At 65.9% G+C, this 12,241-nt stretch carries 10 protein-coding genes; 5 read left to right on the plus strand and 5 right to left on the minus strand.

All coding sequences use genetic code 11. The annotated features are described in order from the left end of the window. Window positions 1-10 precede the first annotated feature (10 nt). From shc to LGN10_RS14835, 4 genes are all read left to right on the plus strand, one after another. Window positions 11-1,984: a squalene--hopene cyclase gene (gene shc / locus LGN10_RS14820; RefSeq protein ID WP_226224082.1), complete on the plus strand. Its 1,974-nt coding sequence runs from the start codon at window positions 11-13 to the stop codon at window positions 1,982-1,984. A gap of 54 nt (window positions 1,985-2,038) precedes the next feature. Further along, window positions 2,039-2,695: a phosphorylase gene (locus LGN10_RS14825; RefSeq protein ID WP_059581508.1), complete on the plus strand. Its 657-nt coding sequence runs from the start codon at window positions 2,039-2,041 to the stop codon at window positions 2,693-2,695. Between the two features lie 496 nt (window positions 2,696-3,191). Further along, on the plus strand, window positions 3,192-3,674 hold the full coding sequence (locus tag LGN10_RS14830; RefSeq protein WP_060011158.1) for an Hcp family type VI secretion system effector: 483 nt from the start codon (window positions 3,192-3,194) through the stop codon (window positions 3,672-3,674). A 14-nt stretch (window positions 3,675-3,688) separates the two neighbouring features. Beyond that, window positions 3,689-4,282 (plus strand): N-acetylmuramoyl-L-alanine amidase, encoded by a 594-nt coding sequence (locus LGN10_RS14835; RefSeq protein WP_124659136.1) that lies wholly within the window; start codon window positions 3,689-3,691, stop codon window positions 4,280-4,282. 482 nt (window positions 4,283-4,764) lie between these two features. Here LGN10_RS14835 and LGN10_RS14840 read toward each other — a convergent pair whose 3' ends face one another. Both LGN10_RS14840 and LGN10_RS14845 read right to left on the minus strand, forming a co-directional pair. Further along, complete coding sequence (locus tag LGN10_RS14840; RefSeq protein ID WP_099318092.1) at window positions 4,765-5,769, minus strand: VacJ family lipoprotein; 1,005 nt, start codon at window positions 5,767-5,769, stop codon at window positions 4,765-4,767. Beyond that, window positions 5,762-8,395 (minus strand): MMPL family transporter, encoded by a 2,634-nt coding sequence (locus tag LGN10_RS14845; protein WP_089465878.1) that lies wholly within the window; start codon window positions 8,393-8,395, stop codon window positions 5,762-5,764. Before LGN10_RS14845 ends, LGN10_RS14840 begins: the two co-directional genes overlap by 8 nt. Before the next feature lie 327 nt (window positions 8,396-8,722). Between LGN10_RS14845 and LGN10_RS14850 the strand changes: the two genes are divergently transcribed. Continuing rightward, a complete protein-coding gene (locus LGN10_RS14850; RefSeq protein ID WP_059581520.1) occupies window positions 8,723-9,319 on the plus strand; it encodes a phospholipid-binding protein MlaC in 597 nt (198 codons plus the stop codon). A gap of 249 nt (window positions 9,320-9,568) precedes the next feature. Here LGN10_RS14850 and LGN10_RS14855 read toward each other — a convergent pair whose 3' ends face one another. The 3 genes from LGN10_RS14855 to LGN10_RS14865 form a co-directional block, all read right to left on the minus strand. Then, window positions 9,569-9,787, minus strand: a complete 219-nt coding sequence (locus LGN10_RS14855) for a hypothetical protein (RefSeq protein WP_081059309.1) — start codon at window positions 9,785-9,787, stop codon at window positions 9,569-9,571. Window positions 9,788-10,134: 347 nt separating this feature from the next. Then, a complete protein-coding gene (locus LGN10_RS14860; protein ID WP_059581523.1) occupies window positions 10,135-10,779 on the minus strand; it encodes a response regulator in 645 nt (214 codons plus the stop codon). A 31-nt stretch (window positions 10,780-10,810) separates the two neighbouring features. Further along, on the minus strand, window positions 10,811-12,196 hold the full coding sequence (locus LGN10_RS14865) for a cache domain-containing protein (RefSeq protein ID WP_226224083.1): 1,386 nt from the start codon (window positions 12,194-12,196) through the stop codon (window positions 10,811-10,813). Window positions 12,197-12,241: the final 45 nt, after the last annotated feature.

The following is a 12,241-nucleotide window of genomic DNA, read 5'->3' on the forward strand; positions in this document are numbered from 1 at the left end:
AGAGGGACCGATGAACGATCTCACCGAAATGGCTACCCTGTCCGCCGGCGCCGTGCCGGCCGGCGTCGACGCGGCTGTCGCGCGTGCGACCGACGCGCTGCTCGCGGCGCAGCAACCGGACGGACACTGGGTCTACGAACTCGAAGCGGATTCGACGATTCCCGCCGAATACGTGCTGCTCGTCCACTATCTGGGCGAGACGCCGAACCTCGAGCTCGAACAGAAGATCGGCAAGTATCTGCGCCGCATCCAGCAGGCCGACGGCGGCTGGCCGCTGTTCACCGACGGCGCGCCGAACATCAGCGCGAGCGTGAAGGCGTATTTCGCGCTGAAGGTGATCGGCGACGACGAGAATGCCGAGCACATGCAGCGCGCGCGCCGCGCGATCCATGCGATGGGCGGCGCCGAGATGTCGAACGTGTTCACGCGCATCCAGCTCGCGCTGTACGGTGCGATCCCGTGGCGCGCGGTGCCGATGATGCCGGTCGAGATCATGCTGCTGCCGCAGTGGTTCCCGTTCCACCTGTCGAAGGTGTCGTACTGGGCGCGCACCGTGATCGTGCCGCTGCTCGTGCTGAACGCGAAGCGTCCGCTCGCGAAGAACCCGCGCGGCGTGCGCATCGACGAGCTGTTCATCGACCCGCCCGTCAACGCCGGGCTGCTGCCGCGCCAGGGCCACCAGAGCCCGGGCTGGTTCGCGTTCTTCCGCGTGGTCGACCATGCGTTGCGCGCGGTCGACGGCCTGTTCCCGAGCTATACGCGCGAACGCGCGATCCGTCAGGCCGTGTCGTTCGTCGACGAGCGCCTGAACGGCGAGGACGGCCTCGGCGCGATCTATCCGGCGATGGCCAACGCGGTGATGATGTACGACGTGCTCGGTTACGCGGAAGATCATCCGAACCGCGCGCTCGCGCGCAAGTCGGTCGAGAAGCTGCTCGTCGTGCACGACGACGAAGCGTATTGCCAGCCGTGCCTGTCGCCGGTATGGGATACGTCGCTCGTCGCGCATGCGTTGCTCGAGACCGGCGACGCGCGTGCGCAGGCAGCCGTGCTTCGCGGCCTCGAATGGCTGCGCCCGCTGCAGATCCTCGACGTGCGCGGCGACTGGATCTCGCGCCGCCCGAACGTGCGGCCCGGCGGCTGGGCGTTCCAGTACGCGAACGCGCACTACCCGGACGTCGACGATACGGCCGTGGTCGTGATGGCGATGGATCGCGCGCAGAAGCTCACGCAGTCGGACGCGTATCGCGAATCGATGGCGCGTGCGCGCGAATGGGTCGTCGGCATGCAAAGCAGCGACGGCGGCTGGGGCGCGTTCGAACCGGAAAACACGCAGTACTACCTGAACAACATCCCGTTCTCCGATCACGGCGCGCTGCTCGATCCGCCGACGGCCGACGTGTCGGGCCGCTGCCTGTCGATGCTGTCGCAGCTCGGCGAGACGCCGCTGAACAGCGAGCCGGCGCGCCGCGCGCTCGACTACATGCTCAAGGAGCAGGAGCCGGACGGCAGCTGGTACGGCCGCTGGGGGATGAACTACGTGTACGGCACGTGGACCGCACTGTGCTCGCTGAACGCGGCCGGCCTGACGCCGGACGATCCGCGCATGAAGCGCGGGGCGCAGTGGCTGCTGTCGATCCAGAACAAGGACGGTGGCTGGGGCGAGGACGGCGACAGCTACAAGCTGAACTACCGCGGCTACGAGCAGGCGCCGAGCACGGCGTCGCAGACGGCCTGGGCGCTGCTCGGCCTGATGGCGGCCGGCGAAGTGAACAACCCGGCCGTTGCGCGCGGCGTCGACTACCTGGTCGCTCAGCAGAACGAAGAGGGCCTGTGGGACGAGACGCGCTTCACGGCGACGGGCTTCCCGCGCGTGTTCTACCTGCGCTACCACGGCTATCGCAAGTTCTTCCCGCTGTGGGCGCTCGCGCGCTACCGCAACCTGAAGCGCGCCAATGCGACGCGCGTGACGGTCGGGATGTAACGCGTGCCGACGACGCAGCACAATGGCACGTTGCCCGTCATCGCAGTTACCGGGATGGCGTTCGAGGCGCGCATCGCGCGCGGTGAAGGCGTCGAGGCGGTGTTCGCCGCGCGGGCCGACCGGCTCGAGCGCGCGCTGACCGAAGCGACCGCGCGCGGTTGCGCGGGCATCGTGAGCTTCGGCACGGCGGGCGGGCTCGCGCCCGATCTGACGCCCGGCGCGCTCGTGATCGCGAACGCGATCGACGGGCCGTTCGGCCGCGTGGAGACCGATGCGGGCTGGAGCACGCGGCTCGTCGCCGCGCTGCACGACACGCCGGTGTGGGCGCGCGTCACGCGCGGCACGATCGCGGCCGTCGGTGCGCCGGTCGTCAGCGAACAGGACAAGGCGTCGCTGCATCATGCGAAGGGTGCACTGGCCGTCGACATGGAGTCGCACATCGCCGCCGCGTTCGCGGCCGCGCGCGGCGTGCCGTTCGCGGTGTGCCGCGCGATCGTCGATCCGGCGTGGCGCACGCTGCCGCGTGCGGCGACGGCCGGCCTGCGCGACGACGGCAGCACGGCGATCCTGCCGATCCTGCGCGAACTGCTGAAGCAGCCGTCGCAGCTCGGCCCGTTGCTGCAGGTCGCCAGCGACGCGCGTGCGGCGCGCACGACGCTGATCCAGGCGCGCCACGCGTTCGAGCGGGCAGGCGCGATGCGGATCGTCTGAGCGGCGTTCGCCGCGCTTTACTTCTTTCTTCCCCATTCGATCGCGCGGAACCGACGCGCTGTCGTTGCCGCGCCGCAGCCGCGAGCGCATGAAGTCGGCGCGCGCCTGCACCGGCATGGCAGCCGCAGCGGAGTGGGTATCTCCGGAACAGCCGTCCGTATGAGATTCCCGAATCTCGAACGGGAATCGCGCGGGCATCGTACGCAGAGTGTGTTCGCGCTTGTGCGTCGGTATGGTGGGCACTATTTGCCATTGTGTAACCCGTCGGCGCTCAACCATCCGATATCCCGTCGCTCATCGGCAGTCAATACCCCAGTGAGCTTCCTTTGCTCCAGGTTCATCCCGGTATAAGCGCGTGCCCACGGACTCATTCCGGTGGGCTGTGCGTCGACGCAATTGGATCCTGCTTTTCGATTTTGTCTGATTGACGCGTCGGGCCCCATCTTTCATCGTTCGAATTGATTTGGTTTTCTTATTTACCGAGCGAGAGAGGCGAATGGCGCAAGACATTTTCTTGAAGCTGGCGGGCATAGCGGGCGAATCGCTCGATGCAGATCACTCGAATGAAATTGAAGTGCTGACGTGGGATTGGTCGGTGAGTCAGCAATCCAATATGCATATGGGAAGTGGTGGCGGAGCAGGCAGAAGTATCGTCGACGACCTGACTTTCGAGCACTACATCGACCGTGCCACACCGAATCTTATCCAGTGCTGCCTGACAGGAAGGCATATTGAGCGTGCGGTGCTGGTTATGCGCAAAGCCGGCGGTACGCCGCTCGGATACCTCAGGGTCACGATGGAGGACGTACTTGTTACCAAGGTTAGTCAGGTTAGTACCACCAATATGAGAATTCCGCGCGAGGCGGTTCGACTATCCTTCTCCCAAGTGAGACAGGAATATCTGGTTCAGAACTCGCGGGGAGGAAATGGCGGAACGGTGAGCATGGGCTACGACATCAAGGCCAACATGACTATTTAACGACAGGGGGCGCAATGCTGTTTATTTCAAAACAAGGCCATGTCGATGCGGAGCGCATCGAGGTCAGGATTTTTTCGACAATTGAGCGAAGCGCGATGGCAAAGGTGAATGGAATCGTTGTTCACCAAACTGACGGGACCACGGCTGATAGTACGTTTAATAGCTATGCAGCAAGTGGGGCAAATGGAGCGCACTTCCTGATAGACAAGAGTGGAGCCATATATCAAACCGCTTCAGTGTACAAGAGAACCAACCATGTCGGGTTGCTCAAATCTCGGTGTCTTATGGAAAGAAAGTGTAGTCCATCCGAATTTAAAAGGGTGTCTGGCATGGCAGGGAAATATGCAAAATTATCGGGGGTGGAGTATGGGAAGGGTTTTCCGGATAGGTATCCGGGAAATGCGGACTCTATTGGGATAGAAATCGTCGGTCGAATGGATAGAGAAACGAAAATATACGAAGTGGTAAATGACAGGCAAAATGATTCATTGAGGTGGCTCGTAAAGGAGCTTTGCGAAACATTGGGAATATCTTTTTCCGAGATATACAGGCATCCTGAGGTGTCGTACAAGAGGGAAACTGAAGCGGGAACTGCAAAATGGGATTGATGTGTAGGTATTTTTTTCTTGTATGTATTTTCTTGTTCTGTTCCTCGTCGCAGGCGAGAGGGGTGAGGGATATCGAGATTCTCGAATCCGGGAAGAGCAGAGAGGCTGATGCGTTGGAGGTCTGTAAGAGATTTCGACCCACGGTCAGGCAGATCAGGAATTTCTTCACGAGGGCATATCCGGTCGAGGGATATATGTTTTCTCACGAACGGTATTCTTCGTGTTATGCGGCGGGAACTTTGAAATTCGATGACGGCAGTTCGGGGAAGTGGGATCTATCTTCAAGTGGCGTTGCTACATTTATCTTCACCAGAGGCGATGCAGTAACGCTGTTTTATAAAAACAATAAATGGTACGACCCGTTTGCTTGTACTTATGGGCTGGGCGACGTTGGGGAATGCTAGGTTGCCAGGCCTGGTGTGAAAAAAAAGAGCGCTGCATCATGCAGCGCTCTTCGTTTGTGCGCGTCCGCCGTTGCGGCGTTACTGCGCGGCCGGACCGCTCGCGGGCAGCGTCGGCATCGCCGGCGCGATCGGCGCGCCGTTGGCGGCCGGCGCCGTGGTGGCGCCCGACGATGCTGCCGCCGGTGCCGCAGCAGGCGTACTCGCCGGCATCGCACTGTCCGCGCCGGGATCGTCGTACTGCGGCAATCCAGGTGCCGCCGGCGCGTTGTTCGGCGTGGCGCCCGATGTGCCGCCCGCATCGCCCGGATCCTCGTAGTTCGGCAGCCCCGGCACGGCCGGCGTCGCGGCCGGCACGGCGCCCGCTTCGCCCGGCTCGTTGTAGTTCGGCGCCGCGGCCGATGTCGACTGGCCGCGATACGTGAGCGACTTGCGCTGCTGCAGGTACGCGTCGCGCACGAACGAATACGGATCGAGCGCGGCCTGCTTCAGCAGGTCGGTCGCGCCGAGCAGGTCCGAGCGCGCGCTGATGAACTGCGCGATGTACATCGGATTGCGCGCGGCCGGCTCGATGTAGTTCAGCAGGTTGAAGCGCACGTCCACCGCACGGCCGACGCCGTCGCGGATCGTGCTCGGCCCGAACACCGGCAGCACGAGGTACGGGCCGGACGGCATGCCCCAGCGCGCCATCGTCAGCCCGAAATCCTGGTGATGCTTCGGCAGCCCGGCCGGCGTCGCGATGTCGATCAGGCCGGCGACGCCGAACAGCGAGTTCATCGCCACGCGCATCAGATCCTGCGTCGCATCGGTGATGCGCAACTGCAGCAGGTTGTTCGCCATGTTGCCGAGATCGCCGAGGTTCGAGAAGAAGTTGCTGATCGCGGTGCGCACCGGCGTCGGCGTGACTTTCTGGTAACCCTTCGCGATCGGCTGGGCGATGTTCGTGTCGACCGTGTCGTTGAACTTGTACATCGCCCGGTTCATCGGCTCGAGCGGGTCGTTGGGATTGCGGTTCGGTCCCGTCGCGCAGCCGGTCAGCATCGCGCTGGCGGCGACGGTCGCCGCAATGATTCGCACCTTATTCATTGATTCCTTGCGATTGGTTCTTGGCGCGCTTGACGCGCGGTTTGCCCATCAGGACGGGCTGGAACACCACGGCACCGATCAGCGTGCAGGTCAGGGCCAGCGCGAGCAGCTTGCCCATGCTCGACGTGCCCGGATGGTGCGACAGCCACAGGCTGCCGAAGGCGGTCGCCGTCGTCGCGGCGCTGAACAGCACGGCGTGCGTGAGGCTCGAATGCAGCAGCCCCGTCTGCCCCGCGCGCCACGCCATCACGAAATACACCTTGAACGCGACGCCGACGCCGAGCATCAGCGGCAGCGCGATGATGTTCGCGAAGTTCAGCGACATGCCGAGCACGACGCACATCTCGAGCGTCACGATGCCCGACACGAGCAGCGGCACCAGCGTGCGCAGCACGTCGCCGAAGCGGCGCAGCGTGACCCACAGCAGGATCGTGATCGAGATGATCGACCACAGCGCCGCATGCAGGAACGCGTTGATAATCGTGTCGGCCGAATGCAGGATCGAGATCGGCCCGCCGGTCGCGCCAGGCTCCGCGGCCTTCACGGCCTTCGCGAAACGGCGCAGCATCGTGTCGTCGTTCGGGTCGACGCCCTTCGGCACCTTCGGCGAGATCTGCACGAGCGCATGGCCGTCCGGCGCGACCCAGTCGCGCACGACCTGCGGCGGCAGCGATTCGCGCGTGATGTCCTGCGGCTGCAGCAGCGCGGCGAGCTGGTTCAGCGCGATGCGCAGCGTATCGGAGAACGCGCGTTCGGCACGGTCGCGCGTCGCGCTGTCGGCGGCGGCGAGCTTCGCGAGCGACGCGGACAGGTGCTGCGCGGCGGCCGCGCCCGGGCCCGGATGATCTTCGGCCGCATAGCTCAACAGGTCCGACACGCGCTTGAGCGCGGCCACGCGCTGCGCGTCGGTCGCGGGCGGCGCGGCCGGCTGCGTCAGTGCGGGCAGCAGCTCGCTCGCGGCCGCGGCGATTGCCGCGCGCTTGGCCGGCTGGTCGGCGGGGATGAAGGTCGACAGCGTGGTCGTGCGGCCCACTTCGGGCAGCGCGTCGAGGCGCTTCGCGGCCGCGTCGGCTTCGGCAAGCGACGGCGCGAGCAGCGTGACGTCGTTGACGGCGGCTTCCGGCGAATCCTTGAGCGCGAGCAGCGTCGCCATCGATTCGCTGTTCGGATCCTTCAGGTGCAGCGGGTTGAAGTCGAAATGCAGGAACGCGAGCAGCGGCAGCGCGCCGATCACGACCGCCAGCGTGCCGATCAGGATCGGCTTGCGATGGCGATCGAGATAATCGTCGACCGGCGCGAGCCACGGGAAGCCCGGTGTCTTCGATTCGCCCGGCGGCGCGAACAGGCGCAGCAGCGCGGGCAGCAGCGTGAGCGTGGTCAGCAGCGCGACGAACATCCCGACGCCCGCGATCAGGCCGAGCTCGGACACGCCGCGATAGGCCGTGGGAATGAACGAGAAGAAGCTCGCCGCGACCGCTGTGGTGGCCAGCGCGAGCGGCATGCCCATCGAGTGCGCGGCGCCGATCAGCGCGTGATCGATGCGTTGATCGCGGAAGCGTTCCTCGCGGTACTTCACGCCGTACTGGATCGAGAAATCGACGCCGAGGCCGACGAACAGCACCATGAACGCGACCGAGATCATGTTCAGCGAGCCGACCATCGCGAGGCCGAGCGCGGCCGTCACGACGAGGCCGACGAACAGCGTGACGAGCACCGAGCCGATCATCCGCTTCGAGCGCAGCGCGAGCCACAGGATCACGAGTACGGCGAGCAGCGTGAGCACGCCGTTGAGCGCGGCGCCGTCTTCGACCGACGCGAATTCGTCGTCGGCGAGCGGCTGTTCGCCGGTCAGGCGCACGGCCGCGCCGTAGCGCTTGTCGAGATCGAGCGACCGGGCCGCGTCGCGGATCACCTGGCTCGTTGCCGCGCCGGCCTTCAGCGCGCCGTAGTTGACCACCGGCTGCACGGTGACGAACGCGCGCGCGGGCTGCCGCGCGGCATCGTTGTCGACCAGCGCGCGCCACGAGAACGCGGCCGGCTTGCCGGCCAGCACGTCGTCGACCGTCGCGGCGCTGCGCGCGAGCAGCTTCGCCATCGCAGGCAGCTTCACCTGGCCAGTCAGGAGCGGCTGGCCGAGCGTGGTGGACAGCGTGGTGGCGAGCCCGGTGAGGCTCGGGTTCTTCGCGAGTTCGTTGACGAGCGGGCGCGCGCTCGCGAGCTGGGCGGTCGTATCGGAGACTTCCTGCGGCGACAGGAACAGCAGCCCGTTGTGCTCGAAGAACGGCCCGCCGCCCGGTTCCGCGACCGGGCCGATGCGGCCGGCGGCGGCATCCTTCCGCAGCGCTTCGGCCAGCGCATGGGCGGCGGCAGTCGCGAATTCCGGCGCGGGCGCCTCGACGACCGCGAGGATCGTGCCGTTGCGTTGCGGGAACGCCTTGTCGACGGCCTGGCTGAGCGCGGCCCATTGCGGTTCCGCATCGACGAGCTTGCTGATGTCGGTGTTGATCTTGAAATGCTGCGCGACGTAGACGCCGCTGAAGGCGGCGATGACGAGCGACAGGACGACGACCCAGACGGGGCGGCGCACCGACCACGCAACGAGTCGGACGATGAGAGAGGTCACCATGTGGCGGTGGGGAGCGGCTGGCTAGGGCAAAGTAGCCAAGTATACCGGCGCGGCGCGGCGACGGTCGTGACGGTGGGGAGATTCGGGGCGGGAAGGATATTTGCTTCCGGCGTCGCAATCGGAGTGCGCGGTCGGTTCATTTGTATGGGGATATTTACATAATGGGGCGCGGCGACGCGCCGACATGCGGCCGAGCGCCTGTGACAAACGGCGCTGAAAGGTAACAGTCGGTCACCGGGCGGCACCGGGGCGTCGGGCCCGGTATACTTTGCTCCACCGGCCGATGCAAAGAGCCGGCCGTTTTTTTCCATCGAGTGCGAAATTCGTATGAAACGTCATCTGTTTGCTTTCGTCGCGGCGGCCGCCGTGTCGGTTTCCGCTTTCGCGCAGAGCGCGCCGGTCGATGTCGTCCGCACGGCGGTCGAGGGCACCGTCAATGCGATGAAGGCCGATCCGGCCGCGCGCGGCGGTGACATGGCGAAAATCACGCAAGTCGTCGAGCAGCGCTTCCTGCCCGTGACGAACTTCGAGCGCACGACCCGCATCGCGGTCGGCGACGCGTGGAAGCAGGCCACGCCGCAACAGCAGCAGGAGCTGTACAAGCAGTTCAGGCTGCTGATGACGCGCACCTACGCCGCGTCGCTCGCGCAGCTCGGCAACCAGGACGCGAAGTTCTCGTTCAAGCCGGGCGGCGCTTCGGGCGCCGACGCGCTCGTGCAGTCGACGGTGACGACGCCGGGCGACAGCCAGTCGGTCGGCTATCGTCTCGGCAAGGTCGGCAACGACTGGAAGATCTACGACATCGACATGTCGGGTGCGTGGCTGATCCAGGTCTACCAGGGCCAGTTCAAGAGCCAGCTCGCGGCGGGCGGGATCGACGGCCTGATCGCGTATCTGCAGAAGCACAACTCGCGGACGAATTGACGGCTGCCGCGCGATGCGCGACTGAAATGCGGCTCGCAAAACATGACGCCCCGGCCGCGGATGCTGCCGGGGCGTTTCACATTGCGCCGTGGCCGGGCAATATCCGCCCGCCTCGCAAGCCAATCGATGCCGGGCCGGACGCTGCGAGTCTGCGGTGACAATCCGTTCGGCAAAGCGCCGGACGGCAGGTTCCGTCATCCGGCGGCTGCCTCGCCATGGCACGAATGACCGCCGTGCGGCATGCCCCGCTCACGGCTCGCGTCGTCGATTTTCGTCGGTGACTTGCCGCAGCGCCTTGCGAAGCCTGCGGTTATCGATAAGCAGCGCGAAGACGGTAATTGCCAGGATGATCGTCGGTGCATTCTTTCCCGACATTCGGGCAAACGCGCTCGCCAGCCCGGCGCACAAAAACGCAACCAGCAAAAGCAGTAACCGGTCCTTCCACCACGCGTACGAACCCAGTTTCACGTTGCGACCTCAGCTATATCGGCGGCGAGTACACGCGAGCCCTTTGCGCGCATACGTTGCACGCGCCGGATTTTCCGCGTCGAATATTTCGGGATGCATTTTCAAATGCAATTGAAGGCTGTAGGGCACGTAGATGGCCGTTTGCGTGCCACCAGCATTCGATTCGAACGTCGTGGCCACCGGAATAGTGTCATCTATCCAGCGAGGGGGCGATTGGACAAGTATGAAATCGGACGGGCGAATTGCGCGTGGCGCAAGGCAGACGCGCTGGCGTACTGCCCGCTGCGGGTTTGTCGCCGTTCGCGCGACGGTCTTGGCGCGGGGGTGCAAGCCGCCCCGGTGTCACCCTACCGCCGCCGATGCTCGACCGCGAACTTGATCAGCTCGGCCTGCCCTTCGATCTCCAGCTTGCGCTTCAGGTTGAGCCGATGCGTCTCGACCGTGCGCACCGACAGCCCCGTCTGCTGCGCGATCTGCTTGCTCGACAGCCCTTCGGCCAGCATGTCGAGGATGTCGCGTTCGCGCGGCGTCAACCGGTCCAGCGGCGACGCCGTCGCGCTGGCCTGGATCATCCGTGCGGCGAGCCCTTCGCTGAAGAACGTCTGGCCGGCCAGAACCGCCCCGATCGCGCGGACGATCTCGCTCGCGGGCGAATCCTTCAGCAGATAGCCGCTCGCGCCGGCGCGCACCGCCTGCGTCACGTATTCGATGTTGTCGTGCATCGACAGCATCAGCACGCGAATGCCCGGAAAACGCTCGTGGAACACGCCCGCGAGCGTGATGCCGTTCATTCCGTTCATGCCGACGTCCATCAGCGCGAGATCGGGTTCGAGCGACGCGGCGAGCGCGAGCGCCTCGTCCGCGTTGCCGGCCTCGCCGACCACCGACAGGTCGGCGGCTTCGAGCCGCATCCGCAAGCCGTCGCGCACGAGCGGGTGATCGTCGACGAGCAGCAGTCGCGCGGCGGGCCGGGCGGTATCGGGGGCGCTCATGGGCAAAAGTCTCCGGTTAGGGTGCGCGTGCTCAGGCGGCGGCACGCCGCAGCGGCACGCGCGCGGCCACGACGGTGTGGCCGACCTGCGACGTGATCGTCAGTGTGCCGCCGAGCGCGTCGAGGCGTTCGCGCATGTTGCGCAGGCCGATGCCGCGGCGCGCGTCGGCCTGTGAACGTTCGGCGTCGAAGCCGCAGCCGTTGTCGGCAATGGTCAGCGTGACGGATTGCGCGCCGACGTCGAGCGTGACGGCCGCGCGCGACGCCCGCGCATGATGCACGATGTTGCTCAGCGCTTCCTGCGCGATCCGGAACAGCGCGGTATTGACGGCTTCGGGCAGCGGCCGCGTGCCGCTGTGCGCGACCTGCGTATAGCCGATGTCGATGCCGCTTTCGGCGCCGAGCTCGCGCACGAGTTGTTCGAGCGCGGCCGCGAGGCCGAGATCGTCCAGCATCGACGGCCGCAGCGCATGCGAGATGCGCCGGACTTCGCGCAGCGTGTCGCCGAGCCGCCCGACGCCCGACGCGAGCGCCTGCTCGGCTTCGGGCACGCGCGACGTGCCGCGCTCGAAGCGCGCGAGCGCGGATTCGAGCATCAGCTTCGCGGACACCATCATCTGGCTGATCCCGTCGTGCAGCTCGCGCGACAGCCGCGCGCGTTCCTGCTCCTGCGATTCGACGACGCGCTGCGCGAGCAGCTTCAGCTTCGCGTCGGCGCTGCGCGACTCGCTGACGTTCAGCACCAGCGCGCACACGGCGATCGCCGCCGCGCCGGTGAGCGCGATCGCGGTCAGCCAGCTCATCGTGCGCTCGATGTTCGCGGACGCGCGCGCGTCGATGCGCTGCAGCGCGGTGTCGACGTCGTCGAGATAGATGCCGGTGCCGACCATCCAGCCCCAGCGCTCGAGCGCGACGACGTAGCCGAGCTTCGGCGCGACGCGGCCCGTCGACGGCCGCTGCCATGCGTAGCGCACGTAGCCGCCGCCCTGCGACGCCGCGCCGATCAGCTTCTGGATGGTGAGCGCGCCCTGCGGGTCGCGCATCGACCAGAAGTTGTGGCCGACGCGCTCCGGCTCGCGCGGATGCATCAGCGAATTGCCGTGCAGGTCGTAGACGAAGAAATAGCCGTCGGGGCCGAAATCCATCTTCTGCAGCATCGCGAGCGCCTGCGTGCGCAGCAGCGCGTCGTCGCGCGCATTGCGGCCGCTCGCGTCGTAGAGCGGCATGATCGCGCTCGTCGCGAGCTCGACGTAGTGTTTCAGCTCGACTTCCTTGCTCGACAGGTACGCGGCCTGGATCGTCGCGTGCTGCGTGCGCGCGAGCGACGTCGCCTGGTGGCGCACGCCGAAGCCGATGCCGGCGATCGTGAGCAGGAACGGCACGATGGCCAGAAGGAAGATCTTTGCCTTGAGTCTCATGGTGGTGCGAAGCGGCCGTGAAGCGGCGCGGCCGGCCAGGCGCGG

It is taken from the genome of Burkholderia sp. AU32262, assembly GCF_020419985.1.
Taxonomy (GTDB): Bacteria; Pseudomonadota; Gammaproteobacteria; order Burkholderiales; family Burkholderiaceae; genus Burkholderia; species Burkholderia semiarida.